Raw genomic sequence first — 20,415 nt, forward strand, 5'->3', positions numbered from 1 at the left:
GGGCCCCTTTTTCTTGAACCTTCCGGGCCTTACTCTTGCCGGATTGCGCTGCTAGTCTGCCCGCAGAATGGCAGAGCAGGTCAGCGTGGAAGAAAGCGGTTCCAATCCCCAGCAGGTGCGCAGGCGGCGGGTGTTCTACATCCCCGGCTATGACCCGATTCATCCGCGACGCTACCGGGAACTGTACCGCAAGGAAGGCGCCGCGCAGGCGGGGATTTCCGGCTACAGCCTGACGCTCTCTCCGAAACAGACCAAAGGCCCCTATGGATGGCATGTTGCCGCGGAGATGGGCGGGCAGCGGACCGAGGCGGACGTTGAGGTGCTGGTCTGGTCCGACATCGTGCGCGGCAGCATGGAGTCGTCGATTCCGGGCACCTACTGGCAATTGGTGCGGACCGCCTGGATCTATACTTCAACCGGCGCGCTGCGGCGGCTGATGCGGTTGCGCAAGGGGCCGGTGATCGCGGCACTCTATCCGGTCGGGATGCTGCTGCTGCAGGCGCTGCTGGCACTGCTGCTGGCCTGGGGCGTGGCCCATGCAATTGGCATTCTTGCCGGTCTGGCCAGCCTTGGCAGCCCGTTGGCCGCACTCATTGGATGGGCCCTGGGCCTTGGCGCTGGCTATGCGCTGCTGCGCTGGTTCAAGAAACGCGATGGCAAGTTCTTTGCCTATTACCTGATGCATGACTATGCCCATTCGGCTGCATCGCGGGGCGCCATCCCGCCCGAAATGGAAGCGCGGATGGACAAATTCCGCACCTTGATCCGCGAGGCGCTGGACGACCGGGGACTGGATGAAGTGCTGGTTGTCGGCCATTCCTCCGGCGCGCATCTTGGCGTTTCAGTGCTGGCGGACCTGGTCCGGGAAGGGCTGCCGCCGGAACGGCCGGTCCTGGGGTTCCTGACATTGGGGCAGGTGGTGCCAATGGTCTCTTTCCTGCCGCGGGCACGGCGGCTGCGAACCGATCTGAAATACCTGTGCCAGCGCGAGGAGCTGGCCTGGGTGGATGTCACCGCGCCCGGTGACGGCTGTGCCTTTGCGCTCTGCGATCCGGTGGCGGTCAGCGGTGTGGCCCCGGAGGGCAAGCGCTGGCCGCTGGTGTTCTCGGCAGCCTTTACCCAAACCCTCAGCCCGGCGCGCTGGAAGGAGTTACGCTGGCGCTTCTTCCGGCTGCATTTTCAGTATCTCTGCGCCTTTGACCGGCCCGGCGACTATGATTATTTCCGCATCACTGCCGGGCCGCTGACGCTGGCGGAACGCTACAGGGACCGCAAGCCCTCCCGGTCACGTATCGACGTGCCGGTCTCGAAATTCACGTCGGTGGCCGCGGAATGAACCAGGCATTGCCGCCGAAACCGCCTGCACGGCCGGACCGGGTGTCATTGTGGCGCTATATAAGGCTGTTCCGCCAGGACATCCTCTCGGCCCAGCCTGCAAAGCTCTACCGCGCCTGGATGGCAGAGTTCCGCACGCCCTTCTTCCGTTCTTTTCTCGTCAACCAGCCGGAGCTGGTGAAGCTGCTGCTGAAAGAGCGTCCGGACGATTTCCCCAAATCGGACCGTATTGCCGAGGGGCTGAAGCCCTTGCTGGGAAATTCGGTGTTCCTGACCAATGGCGAGGCCTGGAAGCGGCAGCGGCGGATCATCGACCCGGCCTTTGAAGGCGGCAGGCTGAAGGACACCTTTCCAGCAATGCGTGCGGCGGCTGAGGCCGCAGTGACGCGCCTGGAAGGGCGGCAGGGACCGGTGGAGATCGAAGAGGAAACCTCGCACGCGGCAGCGGATGTGATTTTCCGCACGCTGTTTTCTATCCCGATAGAGCATGAGGTGGCGGGGAAGGTCTTTACCCGTTTCCGCGACTATCAGCGCAGCCAGCCCTTGCTGAACCTAGCGGCCTTTGTGCCGCTGCCGCGCTGGATGCCGCGGTTCTTCCGCGGCGGCACCCGCCGGAACGCGGCGGAAATCCGGGCGCTGATTGCACAGCTGACGTCCGACCGCATGGCGGCAATCGAGGCAGGAACAGCGCCGGATGATCTGGCGACCAAAATCATGACCACCCGTGACCCGGATACCGGCAGCACCTTTGATGCGGGCGAGATGGTGGACCAGGTCGCGATCTTCTTTCTGGCCGGCCATGAAACCAGCGCCTCGGCCCTGGCCTGGGCGCTGTACCTGATGGCGCTGTACCCGGACTGGCAGGAGAAAGTGGCGGAAGAGGCGGCCGCGCTGGAGGATGACAGTTTTGCAGCGGTGTCAAAGCTGAAGATCAGCCGCGATGTGTTTCGCGAAACCCTGCGGCTCTACCCGCCGGTGCCAATGATGGTGCGCGAAGCCGCCTGTCCGGAACGGTTCAGGGATCGCCATGTGCCGAAAGGCGCGCAGATGGTGCTGAGCCCCTGGCATCTGCACCGGCATGAGCGCCTGTGGGACAATCCGGACGGGTTTGATCCAGCTCGCTGGGGAACGGAGAACGGCAAGCAATGCCAGCGCGACGCCTATATTCCGTTTTCAGCAGGCTCCCGGGTCTGCACCGGGGCAGGGTTCGCCATGGTGGAAGGGCCGCTGATCCTGTCGATGATCCTGCGCCGGTTCCGGATTGAGCCGGTGGCAAGCAGGACGCCGGTTCCCGTGGCGCATCTGACAGTGCGGTCGAAGAACGGGATCTGGCTACAGCTGATCAAAAGATAGCCAAGAAAATTCGAATTTTCTTGGCAAATTTCTTCGAAGAAATTTGCGTCACTGAATGATACGCACGGCATCCTGATTGCAGAAGATGACAACCTGGCCTGCATTCTCCACGGCGTGATAACCGCGGCGTTTCAACTCGAACCGGAAACGGTCCCAGCCAAGCAGCCGTTCAATGTCACGTTTCTTGCGGCGGACCACACCCCCCTTTGCAGCAGCTTGGGACTGAAAAAGCTGCTGCAGCCAAGCATCTGCTGAAAGAGGAGCGGGCATCGTCATCCCGCAAGTGTCCGGGATCGTGGTTAATGCCCTCTTAACCGGCGCAGCACAAACAGCCGGATCGCGGAGGCCAGGCCGCAGTCTTCACCGCGGGTTTCATCAATTTCGGCTGCCAAGTCGTTGATTGCGCGGTCTTCCTGTGCGGCGATCTCGCGGAAGGCATCCCAAAAGTCATCCTCCAGCGACACCGAGGTCCGGTGCCCGCGCAAGGTCAGGGAATGCTTCTTGGGGCGCCCGGTCATTCGTCGCGCTTGTGATCGTCCAGGCGTTGGGCGTCCTGGTCATTGCGCGCCTTGTCCAGGTCTTTCTCTGCCTTGGTCCGCCCGAAGGTCACGGCGTTCCGGTCAGCGCGGGCCTTTTTCTCGGCCCGCGCTTTTTCTTTTCTGTACCGGTTCAGATTGACCGGCTTGCCCATCAGTCCTTGGGCCCGATCATCTGCTCGGGGCGAACCACGGCGTCAAAGGTTGCTTCGTCCACGAAGCCGAGCGCAATTGCCTCTTCCTTTAGCGTGGTGCCGTTTTTGTGGGCGGTTTTGGCGACCTTGGTGGCGTTGTCATAACCGATGGTGGGCGCCAGTGCAGTGACCAGCATCAGCGACTCCTTCATCAGCTTGTCGATGCGTGGCTCATTGGCCTGGATGCCGTTCAGCATCCGCTCGGTAAAGCTGTCCGCGGCGTCGCCCAAGAGCTGGATCGACTGCAGCAGATTATAGGACATCATCGGGTTGTAGACGTTCAACTCGAAGTGCCCTTGCGAGCCTGCAAACTTGATCGCCGCGTCATTACCCATCACATGCGCTGCCACCTGGGTCAGTGCCTCTGCCTGGGTCGGGTTCACCTTGCCCGGCATGATTGAGGAGCCCGGTTCGTTTTCCGGCAGGATCAGCTCGCCCAGGCCAGAGCGCGGGCCGGAGCCGAGGAAGCGGATGTCGTTGGCGATCTTGTAGCAGCTGCCCGCAATGGTCGCGAGCGCGCCGGACAGGAACACCATGGCGTCATGGGCGGCCAGCGCCTCGAACTTGTTGGGGGCGGTGACAAAGGGCAGGCCGGTGATTTCTGCCATGTTGGCGGCCACGGTCTCTCCCCAGCCTTTCTGGGTGTTGAGACCGGTGCCGACAGCGGTGCCGCCCTGTGCCAGTTCATAGATGCCGGGCATTGCCGCCTCGACCCGTGCCAGGCCCTGGCGGATCTGGTGCGCATAGCCGCCGAATTCCTGACCCAGGGTCAGCGGGGTGGCGTCCTGAGTGTGGGTCCGGCCGATTTTGATAATGTCCTTGAACTCTTCCGCCTTGGCCTCCAGCCCTTCAGCCAGTTTGGTCAGGCCCGGCACCAGCACGTCGCGCACGGACATCGCGGTGGCGATATGCATGGCGGTGGGGAAGGTGTCGTTGGAAGACTGGCCCATGTTGCAGTGATCGTTCGGGTGCACCGGATCCTTGGAGCCGATGGTGCCGCCCAGGATTTCGATTGCGCGGTTGGCGATCACTTCGTTGGAGTTCATGTTGGACTGGGTGCCGGAGCCGGTCTGCCAGACCACCAGCGGGAAGTTGTCGTCGAACTTGCCCTCAATCACCTCGCCCGCGGCCTGGATCACCGCATCGGCGATTGTCGCGTCCAGCTTGCCAGAGGCCTTGTTGGCCATGGCGCAGGCCTGTTTGATCACGCCAAGCGCGCGCACGATTGCCACCGGCTGCTTTTCCCAGCCGATCGGGAAGTTCATGATCGAGCGCTGGGTCTGCGCGCCCCAGTATTTCTCTGCCGGGACTTCAAGCGGGCCAAAACTGTCGGTTTCGGTGCGGGTTGCGGACATCCGTCTGTTTCTCCGTTGAGTATGCGATTGTATGCCGTTTAGCCTGTGCCGGGCGAGGGCGCAATTGGCCAGTTGCGCGCAGCATAGCCAAAAGGGCCGCAAGGTATAGTGTTGAATTGGCGCAATCCCGTGCGTGCCATTGTTCGGGAACATGCTATGCTTAAACTGCGGGAAACGGGTTTTGCCGTATCCGGAAAGGAAATGAATGTGCCAATCCGCTTGTCTCTTGAAATGTCATTGAAATCCCTTGCCGCTTTGCTTTTAGCGGGCGGAATTCTCGCGGCTGCAGCAGGGCAGGGGATTGCAGCCGGAATTGCGCAGTTTGCAGGCGAGTATTCCGGCAGTGTCGAAATCGTCAAGGCTGACGGCGACACCGATCCGCGCGATATGAGCGTGGTGATCCGCGAGATGAAAAAAGGGTTCACCATCAAATGGACCTCCACGACGGAGCGGGACGACGGCAGCAGGAAATCCAAAACTTACGAGATTGAATTCCAGACGTCCCGGCGCGACGGTGTCTATTCAGCAGCAATGAAGCGGAATGTATTCGGCCACGAGGTGCCGCTGGATCCGATGGAAGGTGAGCCCTTTGTATGGGGGCGGATCACCGGTGACACTCTGACTGTGTTCTCGCTGTTCATACATCCGAACGGTGATTACGAGATGCAGCAGTACGACCGCACGCTCGCGGAGGGCGGGCTGGATCTGGTCTATATATCGCGCCTGAACGGGGAGCCGAAGCGGCAGCTGCAGACATTCCTCACCCGGCACTGAGATCTGTTCTTGTCCCGCAAACAAAAAGGCAGCCTGCCAGGCTGCCTTGATCGGGGGGGACTGCAGGTGCAGTCTATTTGCGGAAACTGTCGAGGGACACCACGTCCGCGTCCTTTTTCTTGGGTTCCGGCTGATCTTCGGCGCTGAGCGGGTCTTCCTCTGCGTCCGGCTCTGCGGAATAGCCTTCCCCGTCTTCGTCGGCGCTTTCGAACCGCAGCCCGAACTCCACCGAGGGATCCACAAAAGTCCGGATCGCATCATATGGAATGTAGAGCGGCTCGGGTGAATCGCCAAAGTTCAGAGTGACCGCAAAGCCGTCTTCGTCCACGGTCAGATTGTCGAACCAATGCTGCATGACCACGGTCATTTCGCCGGGGTAGCGGTCAGACAGCCAGTCGGCCAATTCAACATCCGGGTGGGCCGTATCGAAGGTGATGAAAAAGTGATGGTTGCCGGGCAAGCCATTCTCGGAGATGTCCTGCAGCACGGTCCGGATCAGGCCGCGCATGGCAGAGTGCATCAGGTTGCCATAGTCGATTTCACGGGACATGCAGTCACCCTTTGTTCATTTGCCGTTAAGCATAGGAGATTCTGCTGGAAACAAAAGAGCAGCCTTGTCGGCTGCTCAAATATTTTTGCCGCGGCGGAAGATTGGAGAAGCGCTGCAGTCAGCTGATTGCAAACGGGAATTCGGAAACGGCCAGGCCTGCCGCTGCCATCACTGCCAGCAGCAGCAGCATATTGCCGCGCACTGCCAGGGCCGCGAGCGGGGCAAGCAGAACCAGCACCACGGCCGGGGTGTTCATGCTGCTCCAGACAGGTGCGGGAATGTGCAGGATGCCGGCGTCGAAGGTTCTTGTTTCGGCAAATGCGACATGGATCAAAAACCACACCGACAGGTTCAGAATGACACCGGCCACCGTGGCCGTCACCGCCTTCAGCGCCATCCCCAGCCGCGGGTGCGATGCGATGCGCTCCACATAGGGCGCAGCGGCAAAGATCCACAGGAAGCAGGGCATGAAGGTGGCCCAAAGCGCAACCGCGCCGGCAGCGAGGAACAGGCCGGAACCGCCCGCCTGCAGTCCTGACAGCATGGCAACGAACTGGGTAACCAGGATCAGCGGGCCGGGGGTGGTTTCCGCCAGCCCCAGCGCGTCGATCATCTGGCCCGCGCTGATCCAGCCGAACTGGCTGACCACGGTCTGGCTGATATAGGCCAGCACTGCGTAGGCCCCGCCAAAGGTGACAACCGCCAGTTTTGAGAAGAACCAGCCGATGTCGGCCAGGAACGCTGCTCCGCCCAGGCTCAGGGCGATCAGCGGCAGCAGCCACAATGCGCCCCACACCAGGATGGCTTGTGCGGTACTGCCATTGCGTGCAGGCGGGTTCGGTGACGGTGCCGCCGTGTTCCCGTCCTTGCGCATCAGTCCCAGGCAGCCGGCGGTCAGAACAACCAGCGGAAACGGCAGGTTCAGCAAGAACAGCGCTGCAAACCCGAAACCCGCCAGAGACCAATCCAGAGGATGTTTCAACGCCTTTCCTGCAAGGCGGCGAAGCGCCTGGAGAATGATGACCACCACAGCTGCTTTTATTCCTAGAAACGCAGACTGAACCGCGGGCAGGGTGCCGTATTGTGCATAGAGCCAGACCAGCGCTGCTATAACGGCCGCCCCTGGCAGCACGAACAAAAGGCCCGCCAGCAGTCCGCCAGCGGTGCCGCGCATCCGCCAGCCTGTATAGGTGGCCAGCTGCATCGCCTCCGGCCCTGGCAGCAGCATGCAAAAGGACAGACCGCGCAGGAAGCTTTCCTCGCTCAGCCAGGGCCTGTCTTCAACCAGTTCCTTGTGCATAACCGCAATCTGGGCCGCTGGGCCGCCAAAGCTGAGCACGCCAATGCGTCCGAAAACACGGAACATCTCCGTCCAGGAGGGCTGACTCATGATTTCCGGTCCGCGGGCCAGTCATGACCTTCGCCGCGCCCGTCGCGGGCCCAGCGGTGTAGCGCGTCATACAATGTCATGCCTGCCTCAAGCTGCTGGTGGTCGTCTTTATACTGGCGCGACAGGCCCACCGAGACAGCCAAAAGCCCTGCCGCCTCCGGTGCTAGATCATGCCGGTTGGTGTCGGCGCCTCTCACAACGCAGGCCAGCGTGTCAAGCGCCGGGGTTCTGAGCCCGAATTCGTCCAGCATGGTGTCAAAGGTGCAAAACTCATTCCTGTGCGACCAGAAAACGCCCTCAACATCAAAAGGGGTGGCGCCGAAGCGTTCTGCCACGCCAGCAACTTCTGATGGCGCCACAAACAGGAAACGGGCCTGGGCGTCCACAAAGCGGCGGATCAGCCAGGGGCAGGCGATGCGGTCGATCTTGGGACGGTGGCGGGTCACCCACAGGGTGCTGCCGCCAACCGGCGCGGGCAGGGCGCTGGCGGGAATGCGCGGCGCGCCTTTGTGGCCGCGCCAGCCATACATGCCGCCCTGCAGATACTCAGCCTCTATCCCGTCATTGCGCAGCCAAGCGGCAACGCCTTGCGACAGTTTCAGGCCTTTCTGGCAGATCACCACACAGGGCCTCCCGCCGAGGCGAGCCTCGAGGCTTTCGATTTCGGTATGGGGATGGCGGAAGGAACCGGGAATCAGAAAGGGGTCTTCGGCAAAGTCTTCATCGGTGCAGATATCCGTAAGAACCGGCGCATTCGGCGTGCCGATCAGGCGCAAGAGCTGGGCAGGGGTGATTTCATTCGGGGCAGCCATGGGCATGTCTCCTCGCGAGCAAGGTTAACATGCGAACCTTGGGCTGTCGCCTCACGGGGCGTTCGCGTCTCTCCCCATGCATTCTTACAAGCGCGTTTGTGCCCCTCTTGTCAAGCAATTGCAGGCTGCGGCTACCGCAACCTTTCCCCGGTCATGCAAACCGCCATCGCCTCAGGCGGCAGCTGGCCAAGCTGTTCGAACATCCTGAAATAGTCCATGTTGGAATGCAGCTCTGCGATCTTTCCGTCCACCACCCGTGCCATGACCTGCCCGGTGATCTGAAAGGCAGTTCCATCCTTGGGATCACTGGTGTCAACCAGCAGCCGGATGGATACCCAGTCCCGGGTTTCCATTGCATGGGTGAAGGCCACCTTCATGGGCCCCACGAGATTGCGCAGCGCCGCCACCACTTCGCCGTAGTCGCATTCCGGCTCGGCGAGGGCTGAGACCGCACCCGAGATCACTGTCTTTGCCGTCATCACCTCGTCAACTGCATCAAGGTTGCCCTTGCACCAGACCTCCTGAAACCAGAAATGCAGAAGACTTGTCAGCGGCATGTCTGTGCAGCTATCCGGGTCGAACGGTGCCGCCATGTTCGGGTATCCCTCTGCAGAAGGCTGAGCCGGGCCGTCCGCCGGGGATGCCCGGCGCGGCGAAACGTGGAGTGTGCTGGCGGTTTTGGTCATGTTCACCCTTCGGGGGACCGGGTCCGGTTTACGGCGCGGCTGCATCCGGTTGCGTTAAACAAGCATAATATCCTGGGAATGGTAAAGTGCAGGTTTCTGTTGCCAGGTACCTGCGAACCCCGCCTTACGCGGCTAGGCGCAAGGACTTAGATTTCGATTCCTCGAACTGCTTACGCAGCCAGAGCAACCGGAGCACGATTGTCGTTTGCAATTGTACTGTTTGGGCCGGTACGGTGGCACCCCGCCGAGACAAAGCAAAACCCCTTTAGACGTCCGTCGATCCTGTTTCGGCCCCATGATCCTCAAACGAAGGATTTTGGTGGAGCCGCCGGGTACCGCCCCCGGGTCCGATCCGCTTATTACGAGCGCGTTTATGTCCATAGTTCCCGAAGGAACAGGAGTCATATAAGCGGCTTCTGCGCGGATGCAAAGGGGAGAACCGGAATCCTGCGAGGATTCCGGCCAGTTTTCCGGTGCGGAAAACTGGTGTCAGCCGAAACCGCAGCCCCCGAAAATCCTCGCAGGATTTTTGGCCGTTTCCCGCGCCGGGAAACGGCGGCGCTAAATCAGTCTGCGGATCAGGGCGCCGTTGCAGAAGATGATGACCTGTTCCCGGTTCTGCACCGCCTGAAATCCGCGGGCGCGCACCTCTGTCAGAAAGGCGTCCATCCCGGCATAGCATTCAATGTCGCGGCACTTGCGGTGGACCACACCGCCGTTCTGCACCGCCTTGCAGGTGAAAATATCGCGCAGCCAGATGTCAGGGGACAGGGCGGAACCGGGTTTGACCATGCCGGAAGTGTCCGGATTCGCGGTTAACATATCCTTACCGTTTAGCTCGTGCCGCAAAGACGTTGCAGGCAAGATTGCGGGTCTCATCTTCCAGGTCCTGCAGTCCTGCCACGGCCGCGCCGCCATCGCCCGCCTCGATGGAATCGGCAATCCGGGTGTGAAGCCCGGTGATCACGGCGCGGTCGCGAGCGGTGAAGGTGATCATGTTCATCAGGGGTTGCATTGCCTCCACCGCGCCGGCCAGCTGATAGGACAATACCGGATTGCATGCCCCGTCCACCAGCGCCCGGTGAAAGGCCACGTCGGAGGCACAGAAGGCCACATCCGTCAGCCCTGGCTGCCCTTGGCGGAAAATCTCTGCCCGCATAGTCGCCAGATGGTCAGCGCTGCGGCGTGCGGCCGACAGCGGCGCGCAAGACCGCTCCAGCGCATAGCGCGCCTCGCAGGCGGTATCAAAGCTCACCTCATTCATACTCAGCAGCAGTGTCGATGTGGTGACCTGCTGCGCATAAGCGTCCTCAAAGCTAATACGATTCACAAAGGCACCGCCGGACGCCCCGCGCTGGGTGCGGATCAGCGATTGCGCCGCCAGCCGTTTCAGCGCTTCGCGCACCGTCGGGCGGGAGACCTGAAAATGATCCGACAACTCCGCCTCCGACGGCAGCCGCTCATCCACGATCAAGTCGCCGGAGATGATGGCATCCTTGATCGCCTGCGCTATCTGAACCGACAGATCGGCGGAACTGCTTGGGTCAATCTGCATACCCGGTGTCCTTGCAAAGTGCGGCCCGGATGCGGTCCGGGCAAGAAATCATTTGTCTGACATTTAAAAGTCTGACATTTAAAACCTAAGGCTTGAGTCGGGGGAGGGCAATGCCTGGATCCTCTGCACGCAGGCTTTTGCGGCAGTGGCTCTGCCGTGTGCAGCCAATTTCCTGAAACGCTCAAACGGAGACTTGAGCATGGCAAGCATTTTTCCCTCCCGCCGCATCCGGCGCACGCCCTTTTCCCCCGGTGTCGAGGCCGCGGGCGTCAAGGGCTATACGGTCTACAACCACATGCTGCTGGCAACGGTGTTTGACAGCCTGGAATACGACTGCGCCCATCTGAAGGAGCATGTGCAGGTCTGGGACGTCGCCTGCGAGCGCCAGGTCAGCATCAAGGGGCCGGACGCGCTGCGGCTGATGAAACTGATCAGCCCGCGCGATATGGACAAGATGGCAGACGACCAGTGCTACTATGTGCCGACGGTCGATCACAACGGCGGCATGCTGAACGATCCGGTGGCGGTGAAACTGGCCGGGGATCATTACTGGCTGTCGCTTGCCGACGGCGACCTGCTGCAATTTGCCCTGGGGATCGCCATCGCCAAAGGATTTGACGTGGAGATCACGGAGCCCGATGTTTCCCCGCTGGCGGTGCAGGGCCCGAAGGCAGATGAGCTGATGGCCCGCGTCTTTGGCGAAGCGGTGCGTGATATCCGTTTCTTCCGCTACAAGCGTCTGGACTTCCAGGGGGCAGAGCTCGTGGTGGCGCGCTCCGGCTGGTCCAAGCAGGGCGGCTTCGAGGTCTATGTCGAAGGCGCTGATCTGGGCATGCCCTTGTGGGACGCGCTGTTTGCGGCAGGTGAAGACCTGAACGTGCGGGCAGGCTGCCCCAATGCGATCGAGCGGGTTGAAAGCGGGCTGCTGAGCTACGGCAATGACATGACCCGCGCAAACACCCCTTATGAATGCGGGCTGGGCAAGTTCTGCAATTCGCCGGAAGACTACATTGGCAAGGCCGCACTGGCAGAGCAGGCGGCCAATGGTCCCGCCCGCCAGATCCGGCCGCTGGTGATCGGCGGGGAGATTCCGCCCTGTCTGGACGCCTGGCCGCTTTTTGCGGACGGCCGCCGGGTCGGAGAGATTGGCTCGGCCATCTTCTCGCCTGAGTTCGGAGTGAACGCGGCCATCGGCATGGTGGACCGGTCTCATTGGGCGCCGGGCACTATGCTGGAGGTTGAGACCCCGGCAGGCATGCGGCCTGCAACAGTGCAGGAGAAATTCTGGCGCTGACGCTGAACACCGGGGGCGCTGCCCCCGCCGCGGCAGGCCGCGGCGCCCCCGGAATATATTGGGCCAGATGAACATGGGATCTGGTCCGCGGTACAGGAAAGGATGGCACGATGTTCAATGCACTGGTGGTGAACAAGGACGAAGACAGCGGCAAGACTTCTGCGGCGGTGGAACAGATCAGTCTGGATCAGCTGCCCGAGGGCGAGGTGACCGTGGCCGTGGAATACTCCACCGTGAACTACAAGGACGGTCTGTGCATCGGGCCGGGCGGCGGGCTGGTGCGCAAGTACCCGCATGTGCCGGGCATCGACTTTGCCGGCACCGTCGAAGCGTCCTCAGATGACCGCTACAAACCGGGCGACAAGGTTGTGCTGACCGGCTGGCGGGTGGGTGAGGCCCATTGGGGCGGCTACAGCCAGAAGGCCAATGTGCGCGCCGACTGGCTTGTGCCGCTGCCTGACGGGCTGGACAGCCGCCAGGCGATGGCCGTGGGCACCGCGGGGTTCACCGCAATGCTGGCGGTAATGGCACTAGAGGATCACGGGCTGGAACCCGGCCATGGCCCGGTGCTGGTGACAGGCGCGGCAGGCGGTGTCGGCTCTGTCGCCACCGCGATTCTGGCAAACCTGGGCTATGAGGTCGCCGGGGTCACCGGCCGTCCGGAAACCGCAGACTACCTGAAATCGCTGGGGGCAACGCAGATTGTTGCGCGGGAGGAGATCAACGAGACCACCAAGCGCCCGCTGGAGAGCGAATCCTGGGCAGGCTGCGTAGACGCGGTGGGCGGGGCTATGCTGGCCCGCGTGCTGGGGCAGATGAAATACGGCGCCTCGGTGGCTGCGGTCGGCCTGGCGGGCGGCGCGGCGCTGCCTGCGACCGTGATCCCCTTCCTGCTGCGCGGCGTGAACCTCTTGGGCATCGACTCGGTCATGCAGCCCTATGACAACCGCGTCCGTGCGTGGCAGCGCATCGCCAGCGACCTGCCGATGGACAAGCTGGAGGCGATGATCCAGCCCGCGGACCTCAGCGATTTGCCGCAATTGGGCGCGGACATCCTCAAGGGTCAGGTCAAGGGCCGGGTGGTGGTGGACGTCAACGCCTAAATCCTTATAATATCTTGCATCTGTCGGAAGACGCGCGGCGATGTCCGCGCGTTTTTCGTTTTGGGGCGCGGTATCGCCTCAGCCATAGGGGCAGAAATCCCGCCACGCCTGGCGGTTGCGTTCCTTGCCTCGCCCGGCGTGCTCTGGACCGTTGTGCCGGAGGCGCTTTAAAATTTACTCGAAAGGAAGGAGATCATGTTTTCCAAAATCATGGTGCCTGTCGATCTGGCCCATGCCGACCGTCTGAACAGGGCGCTGCAAATGGCATCGGATCTCGCGCATCTTTATAAGGCTGAAGTTGTTTTCGTGGGTGTCACCACGTCCCAGCCCAGCTCCGTGGCGCATAATCCGAAGGAGTTCGCAGCTAAGCTTGACAGCTTTGCAACGGAACAGGCCGCCATACACAGAATCACCGCTTTGGGCCACGCTGTGGTCAGCCATGATCCCGCGGTTGATCTGGAGGCAACGCTGCTCAAGGCTTGCGATGATATTGGTGCCGGGCTGATAGTGATGGCAAGCCATGTTCCCGGCGTACGCGACTACCTGTTCCACGCCCATGGCGGCCGGGTAGCTGAAAAGGCGCCCGTTTCAGTGCTGGTCGTGCGCGAAAGCTGACCGGGTAAAATCCCTCAACCGTGCGAACCGAAATTTACCGGTTCAAGTTTACAGGGAAGGAGGCCGCAATGGCTGACGAAACCACCAATCAGGGTATCCCCGCCCCGGAGGGCGAAGCAGATATCATCGACACCGAATATGAGATCGGTCAGGACAATATCGAAACCCAGATCGGCCCGTTCGGGGTCGACATCCACAATCCGGTGTTCCTGGTGTCCGGCCTGGTCATTGTGGCCTTTGTGTTTTACGCGCTGGCGCTGCCGGAACAAGCCGGCGCCTTTTTTAACTGGCTGCGCCCAGCGGTCACCAGCAGTTTTGACTGGTTCTTCTTCGGCGCCGCCGACCTGTTTGTCCTGTTCTGCCTGTTTCTGATCGTCTCCCCCTGGGGCAAGGTCCGCCTGGGCGGCAATGAGGCCACACCGGATTACAACTACCTAGGCTGGTTCGCGATGCTGTTTGCCGCAGGCATGGGCATTGGCCTCATGTTCTATGGCGTCAGCGAACCGATGAGCCATTTCTCCACCGCTTTCGGCGGAACTGCTGTGCCAGAGGGCGGCGGCGCCCGCACCGACTGGGCGCCGCTGGGTGCTGCAGCGGGGGATGAGGCCGAGGCGGTGCGCCTGGGGATGGCCGCGACGATCTTCCATTGGGGGCTTCACCCCTGGGCAATATACGCCATTGTGGCGCTGGCCCTGGCTCTGTTCACCTATAACAAGGGACTGCCGCTCACGATCCGCTCTGCCTTTTACCCGATCTTCGGCGAGCGTGTCTGGGGCTGGACTGGCCACGTCATCGACATCCTGGCGGTTTTTGCCACGCTGTTCGGCCTTGCGACCTCGCTTGGCTTCGGTGCGACCCAGGCCAACGCAGGCCTGAATGAGCTGTTCGGCGTGCCGACCGGCGCCACCACCGAGGTGATCCTGATTACCGCTATTACCGCTGTTGCGCTGATCTCGGTGCTGCGCGGGCTGGACGGCGGTGTGAAGGTGCTGTCGGAGATCAACATGGGGCTGGCCTTCCTGCTGCTGATCTTCGTGCTGCTGGTTGGCCCGACCATGGCCATCCTGACAGGTTTTGCCGCCAGCCTGATGGCCTATGTCGAATATCTGCCGGCACTCTCCAACCCGATCGGGCGCGAGGATGTGAACTTCAGTCAGGGCTGGACCGCCTTCTACTGGGCCTGGTGGATCAGCTGGTCGCCGTTTGTGGGCATGTTCATCGCCCGCGTCAGCCGCGGCCGCACCGTGCGGGAGTTCGTGATCTGCGTGCTGCTGATCCCCAGCCTCGTCTGCGTCCTTTGGATGAGCGTCTTTGGCGGCACCGCTATTCATCAGGTGCTGTCTGACGGCTTCACCGGGGCGCAGGACGCGGCGCTTGAACTCAAACTGTTCAAGATGCTGGGTGAGCTGCCGCTGGCCGGCATCACCTCCTTTGTCGGCATCGTGCTGGTGGTGGTGTTCTTCGTGACCTCGTCGGACTCCGGTTCGCTGGTGATCGACACCATCACAGCAGGCGGCAAGGTCGACGCGCCGGTGCCGCAGCGGGTGTTCTGGTGCATCTTCGAAGGCGCCGTTGCCATCGTGCTGCTGCTCGGCGGCGGTCTTGGCGCGTTGCAGGCGATGGTGATCTCGACCGGGCTGCCGTTCACAGTGGTGCTTCTGCTGATGTGCTGGGCCATCTTCCGGGGCCTGCAGACCGAGGCACGCTGAGGCAGCTTGCCATGAATGACAGAACACCCCGGCAAACCTGCCGGGGTGTTCTCTTTGTCAGCTATTGTACTTGAAGAACCCGAGCGAGTTGCCGTCCGGATCAATGGCATAGAAAAACCGCCCGGGCGGGATCTCGATGGTTTCGGAGACCACCTTGCCGCCGGCATCCGTGATCCGCTCCATCACGTCTTCCAGTTCGCCTTCTGCAGTCAGATGCAGAGTTGGGCCGCGGCCGTCGCCTGCGGGTTTGCCGGGGTAGAGATGCAGTGCAACACCGGTTGTCTCATCAGCAGGCTTGAACATCGCAATCGGATTGGGTCCGCTGCTGTCGATGCTCAGATCGGCGCCGGTCACCTTGCTGTAAAACGTGACCGCTGCGTCCAGGTCGCTGACGGGCAGTTCGCCCCAGACCAGAAAATCTTTGGGAGTAAAGGCCATAATGTATCCTCCATGAGTTGATGCCGCCAGACTGCCATGCCCTGATGACAGTTTCCGGCATCAGCCTTGCCGCTTGACCGGACCTCAGCCGCTACGTTACGACCCTCGTGTCCTGCTATGGCTTTTCCGCCTTGCAGGGCTGCCTGCGATCCCTCAATCCTTGTGCGGGAGCGCGGCTCGGCTGGAAGACCTGCCATGTTCGGGGTGATCCCTGGCATGTGCCGGTCGCCCCCTGAACCGCAGCGATTGAGGAGACACGCGATGAGCGTTTTGGATATTGATTTCGTCCGGGCACAGTTCCCCGCCTTTGCAGAACCCAGCCTTGAAGGGCAGGCGTTCTTTGAAAATGCCGGCGGGTCCTACACCTGCCGCCATGTGATCGACCGGCTGACCCGGTTCTACACCCAGCGCAAGGTCCAGCCCTACGCACCCTATGAGGCGTCCCGCCTGGGCGGCGAGGAAATGGACGAGGCCCGCACCCGCCTGGCCGCGCTGATGGGGGTCGCCACGGATGAGCTGAGCTTTGGCCCCTCGACCACCCAGAACACCTATGTGCTGGCGCAGGCCTTCCGCAAGATGATGAAGCCCGGAGAAGCCATCATCGTCACCAACCAGGACCATGAGGCCAATACCGGCCCTTGGCGGCGCCTGGCCGAGGAGGGGATCGAGGTCCGCGAATGGCAGCTGGACCCGCAGACCGGCCATCTGGACGTGGCGCAGCTGGAAAACCTCTTGGATGAAAACGTCCGCCTGGTCTGTTTCCCGCATTGCTCCAACGTGGTGGGGGAGATCAACCCGGTGGCAGAGATCACCGCAATGGCCCATGCTGCGGGTGCCTTTGTCTGCGTTGATGGTGTCTCCTATGCGCCGCACGGGCTGCCGAACGTGGATGAACTGGGCGCCGACATCTACCTGTTCTCCTCCTACAAGACCTACGGGCCGCATCAGGGCGTCATGGTGATCCGCCGGGCGCTGGGCGAACTGCTGCCGAACCAGGCGCATTACTTCAACGCAGGCGACCTCTACAAACGCTTCACTCCGGCCGGCCCTGACCACGCCCAGGTGGCGGCTTCGGCCGGTATGGCGGATTATTTCGAGGCGCTGGCGGTGCATCACGGCCACAGCGGCAGCGCTGCGGAGACCGGTGCCTTTGTGCATGACCTGATGCGCGCGCATGAAATCAAGCTGCTGCAGCAGCTGCTGGACGCAGTGAAGGACCGCAACGATCTGCGCCTGCTGGGTCCGTCCATCGCCGAAAACCGTGCGCCCACCGTGGCCCTGGCCCTCAGCCGTGCGGCAGAGCCGGTTGCGGCCCAACTGGCAGAACACGGCATCATGGCAGGCGGTGGCGATTTCTACGCCGTGCGCGCGCTGGAAGCGATGGGGGTGGATCCAAGCGAGGGCGTGCTGCGTATCAGCTTTACCCACTACACGTCCGAGGCAGAGGTCGCCAAACTGACTGAGGCCTTGGACCGGGTGCTGTAACAGGAACCGCATAAGGACGAAGACATGAGCAGCCGTGCCCCGGTCATTTGGTGGATCAGGCGGGACCTCCGCCTGGCAGACAATCCGGCCCTTACGGCTGCCGTGAGCAGCGGCGCCCCGGTGCTGCCCGTCTATATCCTCGACGAACAGGAGGCGGCGCTGGGCGCCGTCCCCAAGTTCCGTCTTGGCCTCGGGCTGGAGTGCTTTGCCAGGGCGCTGGAAAAGGCCGGATCGCGCCTGATCCTGCGGCGCGGTTCTGCACTTGCGGTGCTGCGGGAGCTGGCCGAAGAAACCGGCGCAGGGGCGGTGCATTGGTCCCGCCTCTATGACCCGCAGGCGATTGCCCGCGACACGGAAGTCAAGGCGCAGCTCAAGAAGCAGGGCGTCGAGGCCAAATCCCACGGCGGGCGGCTGCTGTTCGAACCCTGGACCGTCGAAACCAAGACCGGCGGCATGTATAAGGTCTTCACCCCGTTCTGGAAGTCCGTGCGGGTGCGCGATGTCTCCAGCCTGCTGCCTGCGCCGGGAAAGCTGCCCGCGCCGGACACGTGGCCCGCCAGTGAGAACCTCACTGCGTGGAACATGGGTGCCGCCATGCGCCGCGGTGCCGATGTGGTGGCCCGCTATTGCCGGGTGGGTGAGGCAGCAGCGCAGGACCGCCTGGACGAATTCCTGCAAGACAAGGTGTCCGCCTACAAGGACCGCCGCGACTTTCCGGGCGAAGATGCAACCTCCGGCCTGTCGGAAAACCTCGCCTGGGGCGAAATCAGCCCGCACCGTTTGTGGCACCGGGGCCGGGCAGCGATGGAACAGGCGAGCCAGGGGGCTGAGACCTTCCTGAAAGAGGTGGTCTGGCGCGAGTTCGCCTATCACCTGATGTACCACTCGCCGCATATCCTGACCGCCAGCTGGCGCGAGGAGTGGCAGGATTTCCCCTGGTCGCAGGAAGTTACGCCGCAAGTGCAGGCCTGGCAGCGTGGCCAGACCGGATACGGCTTTGTCGATGCCGCCATGCGGGAGCTCTATGTGACAGGCAAGATGCACAACCGCGCCCGCATGATCGTCGCAAGTTTCCTGACCAAGCATTTGATGTCGCATTGGAAAATAGGCATGGAGTGGTTCGCGGACACGCTGGTGGACTGGGACCCGGCCTCCAACGCCATGGGCTGGCAATGGGTAGCTGGCTCCGGCCCCGATGCGGCACCTTTCTTCCGCGTGTTCAATCCCTCCGGCCAGCTGGACAGATTCGACCCCTCCGGCGCCTACACCAGCCGCTGGATTGCCGAAGGCCAGGGCAAGCCTCCGCAAACCGCGCTGGATTTCTACGACGCCGCTCCGCGGTCCTGGGACCTCTCACCGGAGATGGCGCGGGTAGAGCCAATCATCAGCCTGCAGGCTGGCCGGGACCGCGCGCTCACGGCTTATCACGACAATCGTGACAGCCGCTAACACACAGTTTTCTTGCCTCAAAGCCCCCTCCGGCCTAGCTTTTTCCCTGTAGCACGCCCGTATCCTGTACAGGGGGAAGCGAATGAAGCTCACGTCCGTTGAGGGCCAGAAGGACCTGCCGCGCTATTTTCCGGCAGTGTTTGCCAAAGTGAAGGCCATGGAGGTTGGGCAGCTGGATATCCAGCTGCCGGACGGGCGCATTTTCACCGCCAAGGGCCGGAACCCAGGTCCGGCTGCAGACCTGATCATCCACCATCCCGACTGTTTTGCCCGCCTGATCCGCGAGGGCGACCTGGGTTTCTCCGACGCCTATCTGGAAGGCTGGTGGAGCACCACGGACCTGCAGGCCTTTATGGACCTGGTGCATATGGGCGCGGATACCGTCTATGACGGGTTCCCGGGTCAGGGGCTGGCGCGGGCTTACGAACGGTTCCGCTTCTGGCTGCACCGCAACCACAAGCGCCAGGCGAAGAAGAACATTTCCTATCACTATGACCTGGGCAATGATTTCTACCGGCTGTGGCTGGATGACACGATGACCTATTCCAGCGCCCTGTTCCGCAGCGGCCAGGACAGCCTGGAGGCGGCGCAAACCGCAAAATACGCCTCTATGGTGGATCAGATGGAGGTGCAGCCCGGCGATCACGTTCTGGAGGTCGGCTGCGGCTGGGGCGGCTTTGCCGAATACGCCGCCAGGGAACGCGGGTTGAAGGTGACCGGCCTGACAATCAGTAAGGAACAGTTAAGGTTTGCCCGGCAGCGCATTGAAAATGCGGGATTGTCTGGCCAAGTGGAGCTGCGCCTGCAGGACTACCGCGACTGCCGCGGCCAATTCGACGGCATCGCCTCGATCGAGATGTTCGAGGCGGTGGGAGAGAAATACTGGCCGGCCTATTTCGGTGCCATCCGCGACCGGCTGAAACCCGGCGGCAAGGCCACCCTGCAGATCATCACCGTCGCCGACCGCAGATGGGAGATTTACCGCAAGGGGGTTGATTTCATCCAGAAACACATCTTCCCCGGCGGCATGCTGCCATCCCCGGCTGTGCTGCGCGGTCAGGTGGAAAGGGCAGGCCTTGGTGTTGTGAAGTCGATCGAATTCGGCAACAGCTATGACCTGACGCTCAGGCGCTGGCACGAGACTTTCAATGCCCGCTGGGAGCAGATCTCAGGCTTGGGGTTTGATGAGCGTTTCCACAAGATGTGGAACTTTTACCTCACTTCCTGCGCGGCTGCCTTTAAGACTGGAAATTGCGACGTGACGCAGATTACAGTTGCTCATCGCTGACTGATCTCCTGCCACGGAACCTGACCACACATGCCCACCGGAGCCCGCCTGACTGCCGCTTTGTCCCTGGCTTTACTGGCGTTTCTCGTTTCCTTCCTGGTCATGCCGCAAATGCCCGAGGGCACGGATTTCGGATACTTCGTTCATGTGAATGTGCTGCTGGGGCTGCTGTGCGGCTGGATATTCATGGGCCGGCGGGCAGGGGGTGGCCTGGTGCCCGCTATCAACAATGGCCTAACTGGTATGGCGGTGATGGTGCTGTGGGCCCTGTTCGTTCAGGGCACCTGGGAAATGTTCCGCCTTGCCATGCGGCACCGCTATGACGGCCCGTTTGAAGCCTTGTCGGCCATTTTCGTGATTGCGCTGGAATACTTCTTTGTTATCGCTGTGCCGTCAGTGCTGATTCCGCTGGTGGTCGGCGGCGTTCTTGCTGGCCTCGCCACTGAAAACGCTTCCCGCCGCTGGCGCTGAAAACTTTATCTAACAATAGGTTA

22 protein-coding genes and 1 other RNA gene are annotated in these 20,415 nt (G+C 62.0%); 11 read left to right on the forward strand and 12 right to left on the reverse strand.

The genetic code is table 11. The features are described 5' to 3' along the window. Positions 1-67 precede the first annotated feature (67 nt). A complete protein-coding gene (locus RA25_RS06500) occupies positions 68-1,336 on the forward strand; it encodes a hypothetical protein (RefSeq protein ID WP_039170852.1) in 1,269 nt (422 codons plus the stop codon). Beyond that, entirely contained in the window at positions 1,333-2,688 is a 1,356-nt protein-coding gene (locus tag RA25_RS06505) for a cytochrome P450 (RefSeq protein WP_039170855.1), read from the forward strand. The genes RA25_RS06500 and RA25_RS06505 overlap by 4 nt, the downstream gene beginning before the upstream one ends. A 48-nt stretch (positions 2,689-2,736) precedes the next feature. Here RA25_RS06505 and RA25_RS06510 read toward each other — a convergent pair whose 3' ends face one another. From RA25_RS06510 to fumC, 4 genes are read right to left on the reverse strand one after another with little or no spacing between them, the layout of a single operon-like run. After that, the gene (locus tag RA25_RS06510; protein WP_039145693.1) at positions 2,737-2,964 is read right to left on the reverse strand and encodes a hypothetical protein; all 228 of its coding nucleotides are present in this window, start codon (positions 2,962-2,964) and stop codon (positions 2,737-2,739) included. Between the two features lie 23 nt (positions 2,965-2,987). Beyond that, complete coding sequence (locus tag RA25_RS06515; RefSeq protein ID WP_039170857.1) at positions 2,988-3,206, reverse strand: ribbon-helix-helix domain-containing protein; 219 nt, start codon at positions 3,204-3,206, stop codon at positions 2,988-2,990. Beyond that, on the reverse strand, positions 3,203-3,379 hold the full coding sequence (locus tag RA25_RS06520) for a DUF4169 family protein (protein WP_019297471.1): 177 nt from the start codon (positions 3,377-3,379) through the stop codon (positions 3,203-3,205). Before RA25_RS06520 ends, RA25_RS06515 begins: the two co-directional genes overlap by 4 nt. Next, the gene (gene fumC, locus RA25_RS06525; protein ID WP_039170860.1) at positions 3,379-4,773 is read right to left on the reverse strand and encodes a class II fumarate hydratase; all 1,395 of its coding nucleotides are present in this window, start codon (positions 4,771-4,773) and stop codon (positions 3,379-3,381) included. Before fumC ends, RA25_RS06520 begins: the two co-directional genes overlap by 1 nt. Before the next feature lie 201 nt (positions 4,774-4,974). Between fumC and RA25_RS06530 the strand changes: the two genes are divergently transcribed. After that, complete coding sequence (locus RA25_RS06530) at positions 4,975-5,547, forward strand: hypothetical protein (RefSeq protein ID WP_019297473.1); 573 nt, start codon at positions 4,975-4,977, stop codon at positions 5,545-5,547. A 73-nt stretch (positions 5,548-5,620) separates the two neighbouring features. Here RA25_RS06530 and RA25_RS06535 read toward each other — a convergent pair whose 3' ends face one another. The 7 genes from RA25_RS06535 to RA25_RS06560 form a co-directional block, all read right to left on the reverse strand. Continuing rightward, positions 5,621-6,097: an SspB family protein gene (locus RA25_RS06535; RefSeq protein WP_019297474.1), complete on the reverse strand. Its 477-nt coding sequence runs from the start codon at positions 6,095-6,097 to the stop codon at positions 5,621-5,623. Between the two features lie 118 nt (positions 6,098-6,215). Continuing rightward, positions 6,216-7,487 (reverse strand): chromate efflux transporter, encoded by a 1,272-nt coding sequence (chrA, locus tag RA25_RS06540; RefSeq protein WP_039170863.1) that lies wholly within the window; start codon positions 7,485-7,487, stop codon positions 6,216-6,218. Next, positions 7,484-8,299, reverse strand: a complete 816-nt coding sequence (locus RA25_RS06545) for a chromate resistance protein ChrB domain-containing protein (protein WP_039170866.1) — start codon at positions 8,297-8,299, stop codon at positions 7,484-7,486. Before RA25_RS06545 ends, chrA begins: the two co-directional genes overlap by 4 nt. 131 nt (positions 8,300-8,430) lie before the next feature. After that, a complete protein-coding gene (locus RA25_RS06550) occupies positions 8,431-8,856 on the reverse strand; it encodes a nuclear transport factor 2 family protein (RefSeq protein ID WP_039171247.1) in 426 nt (141 codons plus the stop codon). A gap of 214 nt (positions 8,857-9,070) precedes the next feature. Continuing rightward, positions 9,071-9,420: a transfer-messenger RNA gene (ssrA, locus tag RA25_RS22340) on the reverse strand. 126 nt (positions 9,421-9,546) lie between these two features. After that, complete coding sequence (locus RA25_RS06555) at positions 9,547-9,807, reverse strand: aspartate aminotransferase (RefSeq protein WP_082023045.1); 261 nt, start codon at positions 9,805-9,807, stop codon at positions 9,547-9,549. 4 nt (positions 9,808-9,811) lie between these two features. Further along, positions 9,812-10,540, reverse strand: coding sequence for a FadR/GntR family transcriptional regulator (locus RA25_RS06560; RefSeq protein WP_039170870.1), 729 nt, complete (start codon positions 10,538-10,540; stop codon positions 9,812-9,814). A gap of 199 nt (positions 10,541-10,739) precedes the next feature. Between RA25_RS06560 and RA25_RS06565 the strand changes: the two genes are divergently transcribed. From RA25_RS06565 to RA25_RS06580, 4 genes are all read left to right on the forward strand, one after another. Beyond that, a complete protein-coding gene (locus tag RA25_RS06565) occupies positions 10,740-11,834 on the forward strand; it encodes a dimethylsulfoniopropionate demethylase (protein ID WP_039170873.1) in 1,095 nt (364 codons plus the stop codon). 110 nt (positions 11,835-11,944) lie between these two features. Beyond that, a complete protein-coding gene (acuI, locus tag RA25_RS06570) occupies positions 11,945-12,937 on the forward strand; it encodes an acryloyl-CoA reductase (RefSeq protein ID WP_039170876.1) in 993 nt (330 codons plus the stop codon). A gap of 195 nt (positions 12,938-13,132) precedes the next feature. Then, complete coding sequence (locus tag RA25_RS06575) at positions 13,133-13,552, forward strand: universal stress protein (RefSeq protein ID WP_039170879.1); 420 nt, start codon at positions 13,133-13,135, stop codon at positions 13,550-13,552. Between the two features lie 68 nt (positions 13,553-13,620). After that, complete coding sequence (locus RA25_RS06580; RefSeq protein ID WP_039145705.1) at positions 13,621-15,261, forward strand: BCCT family transporter; 1,641 nt, start codon at positions 13,621-13,623, stop codon at positions 15,259-15,261. Between the two features lie 57 nt (positions 15,262-15,318). Here RA25_RS06580 and RA25_RS06585 read toward each other — a convergent pair whose 3' ends face one another. Next, a complete protein-coding gene (locus RA25_RS06585) occupies positions 15,319-15,699 on the reverse strand; it encodes a VOC family protein (protein WP_039170883.1) in 381 nt (126 codons plus the stop codon). Between the two features lie 261 nt (positions 15,700-15,960). On the opposite strand from RA25_RS06585, the gene RA25_RS06590 reads away from it, so the two are divergent. The 4 genes from RA25_RS06590 (at position 15,961) to RA25_RS06605 (ending at position 20,392) form a co-directional block, all read left to right on the forward strand. Further along, complete coding sequence (locus tag RA25_RS06590; protein ID WP_039170886.1) at positions 15,961-17,184, forward strand: aminotransferase class V-fold PLP-dependent enzyme; 1,224 nt, start codon at positions 15,961-15,963, stop codon at positions 17,182-17,184. A gap of 24 nt (positions 17,185-17,208) precedes the next feature. Further along, positions 17,209-18,633: a cryptochrome/photolyase family protein gene (locus tag RA25_RS06595; RefSeq protein ID WP_039170888.1), complete on the forward strand. Its 1,425-nt coding sequence runs from the start codon at positions 17,209-17,211 to the stop codon at positions 18,631-18,633. A gap of 82 nt (positions 18,634-18,715) precedes the next feature. Further along, a complete protein-coding gene (locus tag RA25_RS06600; RefSeq protein WP_039170891.1) occupies positions 18,716-19,921 on the forward strand; it encodes an SAM-dependent methyltransferase in 1,206 nt (401 codons plus the stop codon). A gap of 30 nt (positions 19,922-19,951) precedes the next feature. Further along, positions 19,952-20,392 carry a TrgA family protein gene (locus RA25_RS06605; RefSeq protein ID WP_019297488.1) on the forward strand — a complete coding sequence of 147 codons (441 nt, stop codon included), beginning with the start codon at positions 19,952-19,954 and terminating at the stop codon, positions 20,390-20,392. Positions 20,393-20,415: the final 23 nt, after the last annotated feature.

The sequence above is a fragment of the Leisingera sp. ANG-S5 genome (genome assembly GCF_000813925.1).
In the GTDB taxonomy this organism is placed as follows: domain Bacteria; phylum Pseudomonadota; class Alphaproteobacteria; order Rhodobacterales; family Rhodobacteraceae; genus Leisingera.